The organism is Parapedobacter soli (genome assembly GCF_025460835.1).
Taxonomy (GTDB): domain Bacteria; phylum Bacteroidota; class Bacteroidia; order Sphingobacteriales; family Sphingobacteriaceae; genus Parapedobacter; species Parapedobacter soli.
Genome location: NZ_JAMXAY010000013.1, coordinates 1 through 19276 on the forward strand (window position 1 = coordinate 1; position 19276 = coordinate 19276).

Annotated in this window: 20 protein-coding genes; 6 read left to right on the plus strand and 14 right to left on the minus strand. The window is 50.7% G+C overall.

Features of this window, described 5'->3' with window-relative positions; translation table 11 throughout:
• The 3 genes from NGM62_RS07530 to NGM62_RS07540 form a co-directional block, all read left to right on the plus strand.
• Positions 1 to 868 (plus strand): RagB/SusD family nutrient uptake outer membrane protein (locus NGM62_RS07530; RefSeq protein WP_262246907.1); only part of this gene is annotated, 868 nt, incomplete at its 5' end.
• Between the two features lie 95 nt (positions 869 to 963).
• A complete protein-coding gene (locus NGM62_RS07535; protein ID WP_262246908.1) occupies positions 964 to 2229 on the plus strand; it encodes a glycan-binding surface protein in 1266 nt (421 codons plus the stop codon).
• A gap of 47 nt (positions 2230 to 2276) precedes the next feature.
• Positions 2277 to 3740, plus strand: coding sequence for a glycoside hydrolase family 140 protein (locus tag NGM62_RS07540; protein WP_262246909.1), 1464 nt, complete (start codon positions 2277 to 2279; stop codon positions 3738 to 3740).
• Between the two features lie 57 nt (positions 3741 to 3797).
• Here the strand turns inward: NGM62_RS07540 and NGM62_RS07545 are convergent, their stop codons facing one another.
• Positions 3798 to 4721: a Na/Pi cotransporter family protein gene (locus NGM62_RS07545; protein ID WP_262246910.1), complete on the minus strand. Its 924-nt coding sequence runs from the start codon at positions 4719 to 4721 to the stop codon at positions 3798 to 3800.
• Between the two features lie 115 nt (positions 4722 to 4836).
• Here NGM62_RS07545 and NGM62_RS07550 point away from each other — a divergent pair, with 115 nt between their 5' ends.
• Entirely contained in the window at positions 4837 to 6042 is a 1206-nt protein-coding gene (locus NGM62_RS07550; protein WP_262246911.1) for a pyridoxal phosphate-dependent aminotransferase, read from the plus strand.
• Positions 6043 to 6059: 17 nt separating this feature from the next.
• Here the strand turns inward: NGM62_RS07550 and NGM62_RS07555 are convergent, their stop codons facing one another.
• The gene (locus tag NGM62_RS07555) at positions 6060 to 7307 is read right to left on the minus strand and encodes an ABC transporter permease (RefSeq protein ID WP_262247027.1); all 1248 of its coding nucleotides are present in this window, start codon (positions 7305 to 7307) and stop codon (positions 6060 to 6062) included.
• Between the two features lie 140 nt (positions 7308 to 7447).
• On the opposite strand from NGM62_RS07555, the gene queA reads away from it, so the two are divergent.
• Together queA and NGM62_RS07565 are read left to right on the plus strand one after the other, a co-directional pair.
• Entirely contained in the window at positions 7448 to 8497 is a 1050-nt protein-coding gene (gene queA, locus NGM62_RS07560; protein ID WP_262246912.1) for a tRNA preQ1(34) S-adenosylmethionine ribosyltransferase-isomerase QueA, read from the plus strand.
• 70 nt (positions 8498 to 8567) lie between these two features.
• On the plus strand, positions 8568 to 9287 hold the full coding sequence (locus tag NGM62_RS07565; RefSeq protein ID WP_262246913.1) for a 2-C-methyl-D-erythritol 4-phosphate cytidylyltransferase: 720 nt from the start codon (positions 8568 to 8570) through the stop codon (positions 9285 to 9287).
• On the opposite strand, the gene NGM62_RS07570 is transcribed toward NGM62_RS07565, so the two are convergent.
• From NGM62_RS07570 to NGM62_RS07625, 12 genes are all read right to left on the minus strand, one after another.
• Positions 9258 to 9410: a lmo0937 family membrane protein gene (locus NGM62_RS07570; protein ID WP_262246914.1), complete on the minus strand. Its 153-nt coding sequence runs from the start codon at positions 9408 to 9410 to the stop codon at positions 9258 to 9260. The two genes, NGM62_RS07565 and NGM62_RS07570, sit on opposite strands and share 30 nt — an antisense overlap.
• A gap of 82 nt (positions 9411 to 9492) precedes the next feature.
• Positions 9493 to 10257, minus strand: a complete 765-nt coding sequence (locus NGM62_RS07575; protein ID WP_262246915.1) for an MBL fold metallo-hydrolase — start codon at positions 10255 to 10257, stop codon at positions 9493 to 9495.
• Positions 10254 to 10526, minus strand: coding sequence for a hypothetical protein (locus NGM62_RS07580; protein ID WP_262246916.1), 273 nt, complete (start codon positions 10524 to 10526; stop codon positions 10254 to 10256). The genes NGM62_RS07575 and NGM62_RS07580 overlap by 4 nt, the downstream gene beginning before the upstream one ends.
• 79 nt (positions 10527 to 10605) lie before the next feature.
• Positions 10606 to 11607, minus strand: a complete 1002-nt coding sequence (locus tag NGM62_RS07585; RefSeq protein ID WP_262246917.1) for a glycosyltransferase — start codon at positions 11605 to 11607, stop codon at positions 10606 to 10608.
• A 3-nt stretch (positions 11608 to 11610) separates the two neighbouring features.
• Positions 11611 to 12561 carry a glycosyltransferase family 2 protein gene (locus NGM62_RS07590; RefSeq protein ID WP_262246918.1) on the minus strand — a complete coding sequence of 317 codons (951 nt, stop codon included), beginning with the start codon at positions 12559 to 12561 and terminating at the stop codon, positions 11611 to 11613.
• 9 nt (positions 12562 to 12570) lie between these two features.
• Positions 12571 to 13152, minus strand: a complete 582-nt coding sequence (locus tag NGM62_RS07595; protein ID WP_262246919.1) for a DUF4199 domain-containing protein — start codon at positions 13150 to 13152, stop codon at positions 12571 to 12573.
• 34 nt (positions 13153 to 13186) lie between these two features.
• The gene (locus NGM62_RS07600) at positions 13187 to 13855 is read right to left on the minus strand and encodes a hypothetical protein (RefSeq protein WP_262246920.1); all 669 of its coding nucleotides are present in this window, start codon (positions 13853 to 13855) and stop codon (positions 13187 to 13189) included.
• A complete protein-coding gene (locus tag NGM62_RS07605; RefSeq protein WP_262246921.1) occupies positions 13855 to 15126 on the minus strand; it encodes a dihydroorotase in 1272 nt (423 codons plus the stop codon). Before NGM62_RS07605 ends, NGM62_RS07600 begins: the two co-directional genes overlap by 1 nt.
• Before the next feature lie 127 nt (positions 15127 to 15253).
• Positions 15254 to 15826 (minus strand): UbiX family flavin prenyltransferase, encoded by a 573-nt coding sequence (locus tag NGM62_RS07610; protein ID WP_262246922.1) that lies wholly within the window; start codon positions 15824 to 15826, stop codon positions 15254 to 15256.
• A 70-nt stretch (positions 15827 to 15896) separates the two neighbouring features.
• The gene (locus tag NGM62_RS07615) at positions 15897 to 16961 is read right to left on the minus strand and encodes an ABC transporter permease (RefSeq protein WP_262246924.1); all 1065 of its coding nucleotides are present in this window, start codon (positions 16959 to 16961) and stop codon (positions 15897 to 15899) included.
• Positions 16945 to 17928, minus strand: a complete 984-nt coding sequence (locus tag NGM62_RS07620; RefSeq protein WP_262246925.1) for an ABC transporter ATP-binding protein — start codon at positions 17926 to 17928, stop codon at positions 16945 to 16947. Before NGM62_RS07620 ends, NGM62_RS07615 begins: the two co-directional genes overlap by 17 nt.
• A 3-nt stretch (positions 17929 to 17931) precedes the next feature.
• A complete protein-coding gene (locus tag NGM62_RS07625; protein WP_262246926.1) occupies positions 17932 to 19095 on the minus strand; it encodes a COG1470 family protein in 1164 nt (387 codons plus the stop codon).
• Between the last annotated feature and the right edge of the window lie 181 nt (positions 19096 to 19276).

Genomic DNA, 19276 nt, shown 5'->3' on the forward strand with positions numbered 1-19276 from the left:
AAGGAAATTAGATCGAGAACCGCCTATTTTTCGGGGTAAGTCCAGCAATGACGAAAGCATCCTGGCCCTGCAGTGGGTATACAATGGTGAGTGGGGCACGCAAAATGCGACACAAGCTTACTTGGCCTACAGCAGCAGCATTACCGGTGTCGGCGACGGATGGGGCGGACAGATCGGTGCCGGATTGAATACATTAAGGCTATACGAGGATTTCGCACTGGATAAAAGGCGGCGGGCCACGTATATGTTCCCGGGAGACCGCTACCCTTACATCACCAATGAAATCGACGACCCGGACAACCCCGGACAGCGAATCAAAGTGCCACTCGTTGTACCCTTCAACGCCCAAAACAGCTACGATGGCACGGAATCCGAATTTGCCTGGGTCAAGAAATATGTGGTAGGCCGGCCGGAAGACAATGAGGGTAAGGTGCTGTTTATGGGTACCGAAATCAACACGTATCTAATGCGCTTCTCGGAAGTGTACCTCATTCTTGCCGAAGCCATACTGGGCAATGCAACCTCTACTTCCGATGCAGAAGCGGTGGATGCAGTAAATCAAATCAGAAGACGGGCTGGACTTGGCGGCAAATCGAGCATTACATGGAACGATATTTACAAAGAGCGTATTCTGGAGTTTGCAATGGAAAACGTCTCGGCTTTTGATTATTCACGTTTACATTATTATAACCCACAGAAAGCCTATACGATGCTGAGCGAGATGAACCGCGGGTATTACTTGATAACGCCACTCCCGAATATCAACAACGCGACTTCGTGGGAAATAAGGGAGAGTGATCGGGAAGACCAACACGATTATGTGGCTGTGGGCCCGAACAATTTTTATATTCCCATTCCCGACGCATAAATTGTGAGGGCTCCCAACCTGTTGAAGCCCCCCGTGCCTTATACTTCAGGCAACTAGAAGAGATACCGGATAGAACTTATTAATACGTGAAAAAGATGAACTACATACAGCATAAACAGTCGGTCTGGAACTTTGGGTTGTTCCTAATGCTGGCTACTTTTTTCGCACCATTCACGTCGTGCCAAAAAGAAAAAAACGAAAATCCCAGTGCACCCACGATTACGCGCATACGGGTACCGGAGGCTGCGCTGGCTGACAGCAACGTCGTGGTAGCCCTGCCCGGCACCTTCATTGTCATCGAGGGCCGCAATCTGGCCAATACACGGAAGGTCCTGTTCAACGATTTGGAGGCTCCCTTCAATTCAACGTACAACACCGCTACGCATATTTTTGTGCAGATCCCGAACTCGACGCCCACACCCGACCGCTTTCCAAACGTACCGGGCCAGATTAGAGTCATCACGCCACAGGGCGAAGCGATATACGATTTCCCTATTGAGCCGCCGCCACCACTTATCCAGACAATCAGCAATGAGAACCCTGTAGCAGGCCAGACGGTTACCATTACGGGAATGTATCTGGGTGGTGTCACGGAAGTCAACTTACCCGGCGGGGTCCAAGGTACCGGTTTTGTCAAAAATGCAGACGGTACCGAGTTGCGGTTTACCGTCTCCGCCGATTTGGGCAGCATACCGGGAAAAATCGAATTGGTTTCACCTTACGGCACCAGTGAGTCTGTTTTTGACATTAACCTGTTCGATGGGTTCGGAGTCATCACCAATTTGGACAACAAGCATTACCTGTCTTGGCCTTGGACGGTGCCGACCGACCCCACACCGATGTTTGCCGGAAGTAAAGGGGCCTTTGCACGCAGCGTGGTGACTAATGTGGGGCCGTATAACCCCGCATGGTGGGAGGACAGCCGCACCGCTAATTTCGAAGCGGGTATCCCGGTGTGGGATGTGGCCAAGTACCCCGCGGCGCTATCAAGCCCGGCAGATAACTTCGCGTTCAAATTTGAGATCAATACGCGCGAACCTTGGGACAACGGGGCACGTTTTGTTTTCTTGTTCAACGACCAATACGGGTATGTTTTTGCACCCAATACCCTGCGGGAAGATAACACCTTCCATACGAATAACCAATGGGTGACATACACGATTCCACTTAGCGCTTTCAAACAGGTCGAAGATGTTTGGGGGGATCTGCGCCCCGAACGTAATGCGATGAAAACCCTCGGCGATATCATCACTGCGGACGGTATGCTGGGAAGTTTCCGCTACCGGATTACCACGGATGGTGGATCGATAAGCCTACTTGACGCCGCATTCGACAACTTCAGGATTGTTCGGGTAAAATGAGGTGCCAGAATCACCCTAACGTTAAGGCAAATTATAATTGAATGAATATGATACACAAGAAAAACCGCACGAACGCGTGCATTAAAACCATCTTCTCTTTGTTTTTATTGCTCTCAACGGCTGCTGCTGTTGCTCAAATATCAGTACACGAATCAGGCAAATACCTGGTTGAAACCAAATCAGGGAAGCCGTTCTTCTGGCTTGGCGACACAGCCTGGGAGCTTTTCCAACGGTTGACGCGCGAGGAAGCCATCACTTACCTGGACACCCGGCAGAGCCAGGGTTTCAACGTAATCCAGATCGTGTCGCTGGCCGAAATGGACGGGCTCCGCACGCCAAACCGCCAGGGTGATGTGCCCTTCGTCGACCTCGACCCGCTAAACTGGGCGGTAACCTCCGGCAATGACCCCGGCAATCCGGACGAATACGATTATTGGGACCATGTGGATTTCATCATCCGTGAGGCAGCCAAGCGGAACATGTATGTGGGGCTGCTCCCCACCTGGGGCGACAAGGTGGCCTACATGTGGGGAGCCGGGCCCCAGGTATTCAATGCGTCAAACGCTTTTGGCTATGCCAAGAAGTTGGCCGAGCGGTACAGCGGCCAATGGAATGTGCTTTGGATACTGGGTGGGGACCGCCCGCCCACCTACGAACGGGAGGGTAAGTTCCATGACGACCGCCCAATATGGCGTGCTATGGCACGCGGCATCGAAGACGTATGGGGCGAGGCCGCATTCATCACCTACCACCCGGGAGGTACCATGAGAAGCAGCTCTGCGTGGTTCCATGATGAGGATTGGCTGGATATGAATGCAATACAGAGCGGCCATGGTAGCCGCCAGTATGAGATATGGGATACGATCAGAAACGACCTGGCCCTGATGCCCACCAAGCCGACCATGGATATCGAACCATGCTACGAAGACCATGGGGTGAACCCTTGGGATGGCAAATGGACTGCCGAAGGGCGTGGGTATTTCGATGCGTACGACGTACGGGCACGTATGTACCGTGGCGTGTTTGCCGGTGGGTGCGGCACCACTTATGGACACCACCACATCTGGCAGTTCTCAGACAGCGCCCGGTATGAGCCAATCTACATCGCCGATCGGTATATCCCATGGCAGGAGGCATTGCACGCGAAGGGAGCAAACCACATCCGTTACATAAAGGACCTGATGCTTGACCGACACGATATGAACCGGACGGAAGATCCCGGACTGGTGCTTTCGGACGCCGGGACCGATTACCGCGACCTGGTCGTTGCAATGCGGAACGAGGCCCGTACATGGGCAATGGTCTACCTCCCCAATCCCGATCCGGTTGTGGTCGACCTTTCGAGATTGGGAAATAAACCGAAGAGAATATCATGGTTCAACCCGGTTACGGGCAAATATACTTCGGCGGCCAAGCGCTACCGCGGTACACAGGGCACCTTTACACCGCCGGATACGGAGCAGCGGGATTGGGTGCTGGTTATCGAAACGAAGCGGCCGGCAAAAAAATAATGCCGCTTTACAAAATATTGGGAGATCGGCAACGGAATCACGGTGGCCGAACAGGCATCAAGAAGAAAGGTACCCGGTTAACAGCCGGTGTACCGGATTGAGCACGATGAGGAAAAGCAGTGAGGTAAACGCGCTGAAAAGCGTGGTGGCTGCCGCGATCTGGATGGCCGGCAACGGAGTCAGGCGGATCAACAGATCGATGAACCACCCGATGAACGGGAATATCAGCAACATGGCTATGAAGTTGAAGCCGATGTTGGCAAATGCCGACAAACGAGCAGCCTTAGACATTTTCAGGCTGACAATCATCGCCGTGGAGGTGGTGCCGACGTTGGCGCCGATCACAATGGGCACGGCGGCATCGATGGTCATGATCCCCTGGGAGACCAGTACGATACATACCCCGATAACCACCGAGCTGGATTGTACCACCACGGTGAGGATGATGCCGTACAATATGCCCAGTAGCGGTTGGGTGGCCTGCAGGAGCAATGTTTGAACCATGGCGTCCGACTTAAGTGGCTCGACTGCCTGGCTGATCAGGCTGAGTGAGAAGAAGATGAATCCGAAATAAAATATCGCCCTGCCCAATGTGGCAATCCGGGCGGGAACCATGCTGACCAAGGTACCCAAAACGATGAACACAGGACCAAACAGCGCCGATTGGAACGTGACAATCCACGCGGTAGATGTCGTGCCGATGTTAGCGCCAAGCAATATCTGCAAACTGCTGCGGAAACTGATGACAGCAGCATCCACAAATGTTACCGTGAGTGATGAAACCATCGTGCTAGACTGCACCATGGCGGTGGCGAAGGCTCCCAGGAAAAAACCGCCCAACGGCTTCTCCGTTACACCGGCTATCCACCGCCGCAGCCGGTCGGAACCGATCTCCTGCAGTTCGCGGCTGAAGCTCTGTAAGCCGTAGACAAACAGCGCAATCGCCGATACGATGAGGATAATGGTTTGAAATTGCTCCATGGACGATCTAAAGTTTTGGGGGATAAAGATAGGGAAAGCCCCGCGCGAAATGAAAAGTGAAATTTCATCCCAATTATTGAAAAATAATGGGTAACTTTTCCTAAGTTTGCCCCTCATGAGTACACCATCTATTCTCTCCGATAGGATCAACAACTTGTCTGAGTCGGCCACCTTAAAAATGACCAAGTTAGGCCGTGAGTTGGCATCAAAAGGCATCAACGTAATCAGCCTCAGTGTAGGCGAGCCCGATTTCGATACACCCGACCATGTGAAGCAGGCTGCGAAGCAGGCATTGGATGAAAATTACACGCGCTATTCGCCGGTACCGGGGTATCCCGATCTGCGGAAGGCGATTGCCAATAAACTGAAAACCGAGAATAACCTGGATTACGACATCTCCCAAATCGTGGTTTCCACCGGGGCGAAGCAATCGTTATCCAACGCGATCCTCACGCTAATCAATCCGGACGATGAGGTCATCATACCTACCCCCTACTGGGTATCGTACTCCGAAATGGTTACGCTGGCCGGCGGTAAGTCGGTATTCATCAACACAACGATAGAGAGCGACTTTAAAATCACGCCGGAAGAATTGGAAGCGGCAATAACTCCGAAAACGAAGCTATTCATGTTTTCGTCTCCCTGCAACCCCACCGGTAGTGTGTATAGTAAAGATGAGCTGGCGGGGCTGGCAAGGGTATTTGAAAAACATCCCCACATTTATATCATTTCCGACGAAATATATGAGCATATCAACTTCATCGGCAAGCACGAGTCCATTGCACAGTTTGAAAGCATCAAAGACCGTGTAATCCTGATCAACGGCTTTTCCAAAGCATTTGCAATGACCGGCTGGCGGTTGGGATACCTGGCCGCAAGCCGGGAAATCGCCGCAGCTAACGATAAGCTGCAGGGGCAAACCACTTCGGGTACATGCTCCATTGCACAGCGGGCAGGGATAGCCGCCTACGAGCAGGGATTGGAAACGGTATTGGAAATGAAAAACGCATTCGAACGGCGGCGCGAACTGGTGTACAACCTACTGAAAGACATCCCGGGTGTGAAAACGAACCTGCCACAGGGGGCTTTCTATTTCTTCCCCGATATCAGCGCATTCTTCGGCAAAAAAGATCTACAGGGCAACGAAATCAGGGATTCGGCAGACCTTGCCCTTTACCTGCTCAACGAAGGGCATGTGGCAACAGTTGGCGGCGATTCTTTCGGCAACGACAACTACATCCGCATTTCGTATGCAGCATCTGACGACGCACTGCGAGAAGCGCTCCGGCGCATCAAAGAAGCACTGGCAAAGCTGGCCTAGCAGCACAGAATCATTATTTATTTACTCCTGATTGCTTCCACCGGATCCAGGCGGGCGGCCATGGCGGCAGGTATGATGCCTGCTATGAGCCCTATCAATGTGGAAAGCACGATGGTAAGGATAACCATGCCGATATTGACCACAATGGCCAGCCCGAACATCAGCTTGACCAAAAATGCCAAGAGGTATACGATCGACAAGCCCGCCAGCCCTCCGATAATGCACAGGGCAATGGCCTCAATGAGGAATTGCGATAGGATGAAATAGTTCTTGGCGCCAAGTGATTTCTGGATGCCGATGATATGTGTCCGTTCTTTAACCGAGACAAACATGATATTGGCAATACCGAAGCCACCCACCAAAATGGAAAATATACCGATAAAACCACCTGCCAGATTGATTACTTTGAACATGGCATCCAATTGGGCGGTGATGATGGTGGTTTTGTTGAGCGAGAAGTCGTCTTCTTCCTGCGGGCTGAGCCGATGGATAGACCGCATCATGCCACGCAATTCACTTTCGGTTTCATCCAATGAAACATGAGGCAGTGCGCTTACCATAATGTATGAGTCGGCCCGCCTGATATTGATGACATTTCTGCCGAAATTGAGTGGGATAAGCACAGCGTTATCCATAGACACGTCGAAAATCATGCCCTCGCCTTCTTTCTTGAAAACCCCGATGACGTTCACCTTCCGTCCCAGCACCTTGATTGATTTACCGATGGGGTCTGTGCCGCCGGGGAACAGGCCCTCGGCGATGGTAGCCCCGATGATAGCCACATTGCTTCCGCGGTTGGATTCAGATTCGGTGAAATAACGGCCCTGAACAATCTCCAGCTTACGGATGTCAAAGAGGTCGTGCGAAGCAGCAGACACCGTGATTCCCGATACGTTGTTATTCCCATACTGGGCCATGCGGTTTCCGATGTCGATATTGAAACTAATGGCCTCGGCTGTGGTCATCCGGGTGCGTAACGCGGCAAAGTCGCGTATATCAGGGTCCGGACGGTTAACATATTTCCACCAAGGGTAGTCTTCGCCCCCACCCCAGGGCCATTTTTGCACATACAGCGTTTTACTGCCCAACTTCTCAACGCTGCTCTCCAAGTTGGCCCGAAGCGTATCTACCGCAGAAAACACCCCGATAATGATGAGGATACCAATGGTTACACCCAGTAACGATAAAAATGTGCGCGTACGGTTTTCACGCAATGCCCTAAATGCAAAACCGAAACTCTCACCGATTAATCGAAGGAACATCATCATATACCGTAAGACGACCAAAGTCGCATAAAGTTACAACTACAAACACATATTCTATTATTAAATAATTTCGTATCTTTGCACGCTAATTTATACGTAGGCACAGTCAGCGTGCCGCTATCTAAAATTTCACATCAACAATGAAGCTATCACAGTTTAAGTTCAATTTACCTGAATCTTTAATTGCCTCCGAACCCACCGAGAATCGTGACGAATCGCGATTGATGGTACTCGACCGGAAAACGGGGAAAATAGAGCACAAAATTTTCCGGGACGTGCTCGATTATTTCGACGATAAAGATGTGATGATCCTCAACAACACGAAAGTGTTCCCCGCCCGGATGTATGGCAACAAGGAAAAAACAGGCGCCACTATCGAGGTGTTCCTTCTGCGCGAGTTGAACAAAGAGCTCAGGCTTTGGGACGTTTTGGTAGACCCGGCCCGCAAAATCCGTGTGGGAAATAAATTATATTTTGGGGAGGACGACTTGTTAGTCGCCGAAGTGGTAGACAACACCACCTCCCGGGGCCGTACCATCCGCTTCTTGTTTGATGGTACCGACGAGGAATTCCGCCGCAACATCGAAATACTCGGCGAAACACCGCTACCGAAATACATCAAACGCAAAGCAACCCCGGAAGACAAATTCCGCTACCAAACCATATTTGCTAAGCACGAAGGTGCGGTGGCTGCCCCTACTGCCGGGCTGCATTTCAGCCGTGAGCTCATGAAACGCCTGGAGCTGAAAGGAATTGAATTTGCGGAAATAACCCTACACGTGGGCCTCGGCACCTTCAGGCAGGTAGAAGTGGAAGACCTTACCAAGCACAAAATGGATTCGGAGCAATTTTTCATCCCCGAAGAGGCCGCAAAAACCGTAAATACCGCCATCGATGAGAAACGGCGTGTTTGCGCAGTGGGCACTACCTCAATGCGGGCTATCGAGTCTGCCGTATCCGCCGACAAGCACCTGAAGCCGGCAAACGAGTGGACCAGCAAATTCATCTATCCACCATACGACTTCAGTATCGCTAATAGCATGATTACCAATTTCCATACGCCCGAATCAACACTGCTCGTAATGATCGCCGCATTCGGTGGCTATGAAAATGTAATGCATGCGTATGAGGTGGCTGTAAAGGAAAAATACCGTTTCTACAGTTATGGTGATGCGATGTTGATTATTTAGTATTTAGTACTGAGTATTTAGTGTTTAGTACTGAGTATTTAGTACTTGGTAGTATTGAGATTTACTAAGCATGAATTATGCGATTGTCGTTGCCGGGGGAACAGGGACCCGTATGGGTTCCGATACGCCGAAGCAGTTTTTGCTGTTGAACGGCCTCCCGGTGATGATGCACGCCATCCAAGCATTCCATCGCAGCAGCAGCTCTCCACACATCATTACGGTCATCCACCCTTCGCTGCGCGATACGTGGTCGGCTCTATGTGAGAAACATCATTTCGAAATCCCGCAAACGGTGGTTGCCGGCGGCACGAGCCGCTTTGAGAGCGTAAAGAACGGCCTCGCCGCTATAAAGTCGACAGAAACCGCGCTGGCAACCAGCTTGATAGCGGTGCATGATGCCGCGCGGCCGTTGATTCCGGCTGCCCTTATCGACAAGGTTTACCAACAGGCCGCACTTACCGGTGCTGCTGCACTGGCTACGCCAAGTACCGATTCTATCCGGATCATTAGCAGCAATGGATCAAAAAACAATGCATTCCCCAGGGCCAACGTGTACCTGATGCAAACTCCGCAGGTGTTTAGCGGCACCATACTGTTCGACGCATATACCCAAGCCTACGAATCCTATTTTACCGATGATGCATCGGTTGTTGAGAAAAAAGGGTACCCCATCACCTTGGTAGATGGGGATGTCCAAAATATTAAAGTGACTTTCCCTAAGGATTTGCGTATTGCGGAGTTATTCGCCAAAAACGAGCGCTTAGGCGGCGCTTCGGATAATACGCAGTAATATCGCAATGATGGCGATAACTAGCAGAATATGGATAATCCCTCCCGTATAGTAACCACCGAAGAAACTTATCGCCCAGACAATCACTAGTATCACGGCGATTAAATAAAGTAAATTTCCCATAACCATTAATGTTTATATGAAACAATTACCTAAAATAACATCAACATCGGGAAAAAGTTTGCGGCGATAAGCCGACCGAATCCTAAGAAATCGTAAGCTGCAGGCGGTCGTAAGCTAAATGGATACCCCGCGGTAACTCCGCTTCCACTTCGTCATGCCGGCCAAGCCGATGGCTAATATGTGTGAGATAGGTTTGTTCGGCACCGATCCGTTGTGCAAAAGCAACCGCCTCATCCAACGTGAAATGAGAAATGTGTGCATCTCGCTGAAGCGCATTGACAACCAATACTTTGCTACCGATAATTTTTTCCACCTGACTCTCTTCGATGGTTTTTGCATCGGTAATATAGGTAAAGTCGCCAATACGGAAGCCCAATACCGGCATCATATAATGCATTACTTCAATGGGAATTATCTCATGCCCGAAGAGATGGAAGGGCTCGGTCGTGATTTCATGGAGGGTCAATACAGGTACACCGGGATACCGTTTTGCTGAAAACGCATAATAAAATTCACGCTGCAATGCTTCGTGCACATCCTTTGTACCATAGATATCAACTGCCCCCCCCTGCTGCCGATTGAATGCCCGTACGTCATCCAATCCGGCCACGTGGTCTTTATGAGAATGAGTGAAAAGCACCGCGTCCAAGTGGGTAACGTGCTCCCTTAGCATCTGATACCGGAAGTCCGGCCCGGTGTCGATGACGATATTCCTATCACCCAGCGCTATCAATACGGACGACCGTAAACGCTTGTCGTTCTTATTTGGAGAAGTGCAAACCGAACAATTGCAAGCAATGACCGGAACACCTTGTGACGTACCTGTGCCTAAAAATTTAACCGTCAAATCGTGAGTCGAATTTGTTTGATACTTTGTAAAAACTGCCGTTGTTTTTCATCCAGTTCCAAGCCGGAGGTGGGCACTTCCCGCAGAATAGCCACCAGGGAATCGATTTTTGTTTCAAGATTTGAAAACCGATTGACTACCACCACTTTACTATGTTCGAGCATGCAAGCCGCAGTTTTGAAATTACCTTTCTCATAACGCACCTTATAGCCTAAGTCTTTAAACAAGGTTTCCAATTTATCGAGGCTATGTTGGGTGTTGGGTAACAAAAGCAATCAGATTTCGGCATGCAAAATACGATTCATCCCACGAAATAACAAAGCCGAATTATCAACAGAACCTCATCTTTCAACCCCGCTTCAACACCAACCGTTTAAAAAAATCCTGCAGGAACCCCAGTCCGTAGGCACCGAGCTGTATGAAAGCGGCCGCCACACCCAGTAGCGCCACTTGTAGGCGGCCTGTTTTTATCGATGCATGGACAAATAGCAATAAAACATATCCACCAAGCAGCGTATTGCCAAAAAAAGCCAAGTTGCTGGCGCAGGTCCTGCCCGAACCGGCAGACAACGCAGCGCATATATTCAGTAACAGCAGCGCCACGAGAAAAAGAACGAATAGGCTTGGGAAGAAATGGACAAGTTTCAGTTCGTTGGGAAAATGTTTGTAGATGTTAATCCGCGCACGGCCAAAAAAATGCAGCTGCTTATAAAATTGCTTGAAATCTGTGCGCCGTTTATGGTATACCACCGCTTCGGGAATCAACCCAACACGGAACCCTGCGGTCTGGATACGGATGCTGTATTCAATGTCTTCACCGAGGCGTGTGAGCTTGAATCCTCCTACTTGTTGCCAAACCTTGCGAGAAACGCCCATATTGAAACTGCGGGGGTGGAACGAGCCTATATGCCGCTTGTTACCCCGGATACCACCGGTGGTGAACGGCGATGTCATCGCATAGCTGATTGCTTTCTGGATGGCAGTAAACGATTCCTGGGCAGCATCGGGACCGCCATACGCATCAAGCGGTGTCTTTTCCAAAAATGCAGTTACGTTGGCGAAATAATCTGGCGGGATAAGGCAGTCTGAATCAAAAATAACGAAGTAATCGCCGCGTGCCCGTTCAAATCCGAAGTTACGCGCAAACCCCTGACCTTCATTCGGCTTGAAGTAGTAATGCACATCGAGCTGATCTTCATACCCCGCTACAATAGCCTGCGCGTCGAGGGTCGAACCGTCTTCGATGACCAGCACTTCAAACCCGGCGTAGGTTTGGTGGGTGAGGCTATCAAGCAGTTCGTAAATCTCCTGCGGACGGTTATAAAGCGGGATGATTATCGAGAAAAACATGAATCAAATGAACTTCTCAATCTGATAATTGTTACGATCCACCCCATTCCTGGACACCAATTCGGCAATAAACCCGGTCAGGAACAGCTGCGTGCCGACAATGATTGCAATCAGCGCAAAGAAAAACAGCGGCTGATCGGTTACATTCCGATAAGGGGTTTGGTTGGCGATGCTGACCAGCTTTTCCACGACCAGCCACACGGCGATGATAAAACCGGCCAGAAAACTCAATACACCCATCGTACCGAAGAAGTGCATGGGCCGCTTTCCGAATTTCCCGACAAAGAAAATGGAAAGTAAATCCAGGAACCCCTTGATAAACCGCCCCGGTCCGAACTTCGTGGTGCCATACTTGCGGGGAAAATGCTGGACCACCTGCTCGTCGATGCGTCGGAAGCCGGCCCATTTGGCAATAACCGGAATATAGCGGTGCATTTCGCCATATACTTCGATACTCTTAACCACTTCCTTCCGATACGCTTTCAGTCCACAATTGAAGTCGTGGAGATTGTGTATACCCGACATATTTCGTGTAACGGAATTGAAAAGCTTGGTGGGGATTGTTTTGCTCAACGGGTCGTAACGCTTCTGTTTCCACCCAGACACCAGATCGAATCCCCCTTCCTTAATCCGGCGATACAATTCGGGTATCTCATCTGGACTATCCTGCAGGTCGGCATCCATGGTAATCACCACGTTACCCTGCGCCGCGGCAAACCCGACATTAAGGGCGGCGGATTTGCCGTAGTTGCGCCTGAACTTAACGGCGGATATCTTTGGATTGATGACTTTAAGACCTTCAATTACCATCCAAGAGTCGTCGGTACTACCGTCATCCACCATTATAATCTCATAACTGAACCGGTTGTCGTCCATCACACGCCTAATCCAGGCCGCGAGCTCGGGCAACGATTCCGCTTCGTTATACAGGGGGATAACAACAGAAATATCCATCAGAGATTATTACTCCTCATTTACCGGTGCGAAAACCGGGCGTTCGCGTTTAAAGATAGCAGCAAAAATAAGTGCCCCGATAAAGTAGAAGATGGCGCCTATGGCGAGTCCTTGTATGAAGTCAACGAAACTGGGATTTACCTGCTTTTCGATGCTCTTTTCCGCTTCTTCAATCATCTTATCGACCACCTCTTGATCAGAACTGAATGCTTCAGCCATTTCGGTAGTCGCGTTGAGCGTAACCTCGCGCATCATGTTGGCGTAGTCAGGTTCAATCCACTTGGCAAAAGCCGTGGTGAATATCGAATAAATCACTACCTGCACAAAAAACATGATAAAGATATTGCCCAACGCCTCGCGGAACGACCAATAGCCCCCAATTTTTTTGCGGAGATCCAGCGTAAAATAAATTGCCAGCCCGATGCCGATGGCGATGGTGATGAATCCAAAGGCAGGGTTTGCCATCAATTTCGGTGACGCGTAATACACCAGTAAAAAGATAATGATGTTTATTGCTGCCCAAATAAGGGCATTGGTGACGGCGATTTTCTTGGCGCTTACTTTTTCTTCGGTGTCTAGATTCGTTGTCATGGCTATGTGTGTTTTTTGATTAATGATTACGGATTTAATAATTATATGCTACCAACAGGCCGTATACCGCATTGTCGAAAGCCGGATTTGTACTTTCGGCCGCATATTCTTCCCACTCCGCATCCGACGGACGTGGCTCATAAAAGAAACTCATTATAGGATAGAACAAATCAGCAAGCTCTTGGTTTTCTGGTATTTTTGACCTAACCTCAGCGATTTCATTATACGAACTGTCGATGAGCAGCTGGTTTGCAATAACCGGCTCGTAAATGCGGTGCTCATCCTGAAATTCGTCTTCATCGACGAGCAAGAACTCTTTGAGGTAATCGCTCAATTCGGGCTCAATCTGTTCATCTGCGCACTCACGGAAATATAACAGCAGGTTCAGAAGCTCTGTCCCCCGGTCTATTGTCTGCTCCTCTATTTCCTCCCAAGCTTCCGATTCGAGGTAATCATCTTCCAATTTCGCGACGTCTGCAGCGAAGAAGTTCATCAACAATAGGTCGAACACCACCTCCCGCAGTTCCTCGAAGCGAGGATAGTCGTCAAAAACGGCATCTACTTGGGCCATCTTATCCAAAAATTCTCCATCGCTATCAAATACGCCGGCCAGCCGAGTAAAAACATCCGACCGTTCCAATTGGGCGGTATCGGCATAGGCCCGCAGGCATTTTTCCAGTGCGTTATAAATCTGTTGGTCCATTATAGTTGTGTGTTTGCCATTTGACGTTTGTTGATGACCATTGTTACGGCACCTTTCAGTGTATCGCCCAGCAATGGGCTATTGGATGATCTCGATTGGTTTGTTTGCTGATCGAAGCGCCACTCCCTGCTGGTATCGAACAACACCATGTTGGCCACTGCGCCTTCTCCAAACTCCGGGATGGGCAGGCCCAGCACGCGCCGTGGCCCGATTGCCAGCTTGTCGACGAGTTGCTCTACGGTCAACCCCGCGCTTAGCGCCAGTGGCAATACGGTCTGCAGGCCAATGATACCCTCCGCTGCTATCTGGTACTCCACCTCCTTGTGTTCAATTTCGTGTGGCGTATGTTGGGATACGATGGCATCCACCGTACCGTCCTTTATGCCTTTGAGCAGTGCCTTTTGATCTTTGGCCGTACGCAGCGGTGGGCTCACCTTATAGTTGCTATCAAACCCGGCAACCAGCTCGTCGGTCATTACCAAGTGGTGGACAGCCACCTCACAGGTTACCGGCAAGCCTTTGGATTTGGCCCGACGTATCAGGTCTACGCTCTCGGCGGTGCTTATCGTTGAAAAATGGATCGGCGCATCGTTATACTCCGCAAGGTATAGGTCGCGCGCCACCATAAGTGCCTCTGCCAGGTTCGGGTTGCCTCTCATGCCAAGGTATGTACTGGTAACCCCTTCATTCATCTTGGCCCCTGCCGCCACCGATATGTCTTCGGGATAGGAAATGATGCGTCCACCGAACCCTTTGCTGTACAGCAGCGCGCGACTCATCAATCCGGCCTGTTGCACCGGTCTGTCGCCATCGCCGAAGGCTATAGCCCCGGCCAGCTTCATGTCGTACAATTCGGCCAGCTCCTCTCCCATCCGCTTTTTACTGATCGTACCGATCGGGTGCACATCCACAAGAAGCGGCCGAGCGCGGTTCACGATCAATGCGACCTCCGAGCGGCTGTGCAGTGGTGGCTGCGTGTTCGGACGCACCGCGACACCAGTAAACCCGCCGGCAGCCGCGGCCGCACAACCGGAAACAATGTCCTCCTTGGTTTCCAGTCCGGGCTCCCCGAAATTGACGTTCATATCAAAGAAACCCGGGCTAAGGTACTGCCCTTTTGCATCAATAACGGTTTGCCTGTTGCCATCAGCCTTGATACGGCCGGCAATTTGGGCGATTACCCCACCCTCGATAAGGACGTCCATCTCACGGCCGTGAAAGGGCGTATCGGGGAAAACGATTTTAGCAGATTTGATGAGTAGGCTATCCATGGGTGTAATGAAAAGACATAAAGGGCATCAAGTAGACCGGAGTGTTGATTTTTAATGGATTTATGGCGATGTGCGCATTCATTAAAGAACAAAAGTACAAAATCGGTCGTAATGCAGCGAGTTATTTTCAGAATTTGTTGTCACGCCCCCACTCATAGCCGTCCGTTTCGAAACCGGCTAACCCCAACACGCGGTCTACCACTGTTGCCGCAATACCTTCAGCATGCTCAGGTAGGCTATAAAACGACGGGCTTGCAGGACATATGATGCCCCCGGCTTCGGTAACGGTAAGCATATTACGGAGGTGGATGGTGCTTAACGGCGTTTCGCGGGGCACGAGGATAAGCTTACGCCGTTCTTTCAAGACAACATCTGCTGCGCGTGTAGTTAAATCAGACGAGGTACCATGCGCTATCCGCGCTAATGTACCCATTGAGCATGGGCATACAATCATCGTGTCGAACCGGGCAGATCCCGATGCGAACGGTGCATAGAAGTCGTTCTTCTCGTACAATGTGAACGGATATGTGGCGTAGCTATCGCTACCCAGTTCAAATCGCCACACATCCTTCGCATTGTCAGACATCACCACCGCCACCGTATCCCACTGTGCCGCGAGCGCCATCAGCTTATCCAGCAGCACTTTAGCATAAATCGAACCGCTGGCTCCGGTGATAGCAACAACAATCTTCCGCTTCATCGCTCTCAAAGTTTGCCAAACTTAAATAAATCAGCGTTCAATTACAAGCTTGGCCTACAGGTGACGATTATCAGCGGGAGCGGATTTCCTTACGCATAAACGACACGTACGACATCGCGAAGCAGACCACCGTGGCGGCTATTAAGCCCGTAAGCTGTGGCCAGACAATGAGTAAACTCTGGCCCAACGGCAACGGGCTCGGAATGGCCCCATAGGCCTGCTCCATGGTAAGCGGCCCCAAGCTGCGTACCGACGGCACCAGCAATGTGGTAGTGGCGTCGGTATACAATTGGCTGGGAACGATCCGCATCAGGTTAACGATAAACTGTTGGTAGCCCAGGAGCTGTTCTTGCGATGCCATTTCCGAGGGAGCCATGGCTCTGGCCACCAGGTTGACAATGATCTGGTAAAATACCGTAAAAAATAACCAGATGGCTATCGCCGTGAGGGCCGATGTGGCCGCCTGCCGGAACCGGATGGATAGGAATACGGCCAAATTGAGCCAGAATGCTACGTACAGGACACTCAGCAACAGGAAGAAAATAATCCGCAAGAATTCCTCCGCCGTGGGCGGAATTCCGATGATAAACATGCCGAATCCCATTACCAGGAAACCCAGCGCAAAGAACAGCACCCCGATTACCGTGAGCGCAGCGACGAACTTGGCATTGATCAGATAGTCGCGATGGACGGGCTGCGCCATGACGCGGCTCAGTGTACCGGAATTCTGCTCGGAGTTGATGGCATCAAAGCCTAAGCCGATACCCAGCAACGGTCCCAGGAAGCCGATAAACACGTGGAACGGCGGCAATGACCCGTCAGACAGCGTAAACAGCTTGAGGAAGAAAAACGGATCGTCTGCATTCTTGGATTTTGAAAGTTCATCAACCAATGTGGTGATAGACGTGTAAAGCGACCCAAAGCAAGTAAGCAGGATCAAAAATAACAGCACATTGAAACGCCAGCTACGCACATGGTCTGATATTTCTTTCTGTACGATGATCCAGAAAGGATGGACTACGCGATTAGCACTCCGCTCGCGTGCCCCCGTAAAAAGCCGATTCACAGCATCACTGGTTTTGGTTAACCACGCATTGGTTTTCAACCGGTCGATCGCGTTATGCAATTTTTCCATAAACCTCGCCTCCTTCGAAATACTTGGTGTAAATATCGTCGAGTCCATACTCCTTCATGGTCAACGAATGGAGCCTAAAGCCTGAATTGACCACGGCCTGGGCTACGTCAGCACTGACATCTTCCGCGCCGCCAACCCGTAGCCTGCCTTCATCAAATGTGACAGACTTTACGTGGTTCAGCCCAAGCAGGGCGTCTTTCAACGCCTCCGTATGGGTACCGCCATTACCTACACCGGTGGCACCCAAAGTAGCCTCAATGATATAGGGCTCGGTATCCGAAAACAGCTTATGCGACAGTTCGGCCACATTACCTTCGGCCAAGAGCCTCCCCGCAACAAAGATGCCCACGCGATCGCACACCTGCTGCACCTGATGCAGGTGGTGTGAAGAGAGCAGTACGGTTATCCGGTCCTCTCTGCTTAGCGCGACAATGAGTTCCAGGAATTCGCGTACACCGATGGGGTCGATCCCCAGCGTAGGTTCATCCAGAATGATGACCTCGGGGTTTTTCACCAATACATCGGCCAACCCCAACCGTTGGCGCATACCCCGCGAATATTTACCCACTTTTTTATCGGTCGCCTGCTGCAGCCCCACCCGCTCCAACAGGCGGTCAACGCGTGCTTCCGCCTCGTTCTGCGAGAGCCTGTTGAGCCTTGCCGTATATATCAGGTTCTCACGCCCGCTCAGGTTTTCGTAAAACCCGACGTCGTCCGGCAGGTATCCCACCCGGCGTTTCACCTCGATGGGATTGACCGTGGAGTCTACGCCGCATACGCGGACTACCCCAGATGTGGGCTCGGTAAGTCCCAGCATCATGAGGATGGTGGTCGACTTGCCGGCACCATTTGGACCGAGCAAGCCGAAAATTTCGCCCTTGTCTATGGTGAGGTCGAGATGGTCTACGGCTGCGAAACCGCCATACCGTTTGGTAAGTCCCTTAAGCTCGATGATCGATTCGCCCACAGGTTACCTCCTTCCATATTTCCGAAATAAATAATAAACACCGCCAAGGGCGCCGGCTATGACCATGATGCCCAACCACCCCCAAAACAACGGGGTGCGGACAGATACGCGCAACGAGGCCGTTGCTGTCTTCTCCACGGTACGGGCCTCCAGGTTGGTTACATAATCGCCCGCCACGGCTTTCCTGCTGGCTTTGATAGTAGCCACAACCTGCGCATGCTGGCCGGGTGCAATCACATCAATCTTTGCAGGTTGGAACTCAACGGTCCAGTCGACCGGTGCCGAGGATTTCATCTCCACATTCTTCAGTGCGGCAGACCCTGTATTTTTGACCAGCAGCTCTACTTTTTCATTGCTACCCGCGGTAATTGAGGTGTTCAGCCGCCCACTGGGGGTAGTAAGTTCCAGGTTGTACGAACCCGTGATTACCACTTCAAGCTCCAAGTTAGAAGACATGCCACTGGCCGACGCCACTACCGGGATTTTATACTTACCGGCACCGAGTTGGTCGGGTGGATCAAGCTCAACGGTGATGTTCTGCGTTTGGTTGGGGTCTACCTTGACCGACGACACCTGTTTGCCGTTCGCCCGGAATAACGCATTCCACCCTTGGGGTACCTGTGCACGGAGCCCGTAAACCTGCTCTTCACTCGACGGGTTGCGCAATGTTGCATTGAAGGTAAATGTCGAATTGGCCGCACCCTCCATGTTCGCCTGGTCGGTATTAAACTCCGACTTGAATGTGCCTTGTTCAGACACAACCACCGTGAGTGGCAGGCTGCTTGCTCCTTTTGCCACAAGCTGGAAGCGGTAAGTACCTTTTTCCACTTTATAAGGCACCTGTACCTTAAAAGAGATATTCTTTTTTTCTTTTGGCAATACCGAAAGCTGCTCTATGGTCCAGCCACCCGATTTGAGCTCGTAAGACCAGCCTTCGGGCAAGCCGGAAACGGCCAGGTCGGCATTGCGGATACCGCCGCCATTATTGATTACATCGACGGAATAGTCGATAGACTCGCCCGGCGGAACTGAAATTTTAGTATAAGGTGTGTAAAGGGATAAACTCTGTGCAACGGCAATATGTTGCAGCGGCGGAATTGGAAACACTCCGCACAACACCAATAGCAAAACAATGACTTTTGGTAAAGTAATGGCACGTGTTAACATAAAAAAAGACTTATTCAGAAATGATAAATAGTTATGGGCAAAAGTATAAAATCACTAATTTTTCAAAAATAATTTCACATTTTTTAACAATTTACATGCGGTTTACCTGCTTTCTGCCACTAATGCGGAAGGGAACACATTGTTATTGGGCACGGCTGACCGGATGTTTTGACGCTATAAC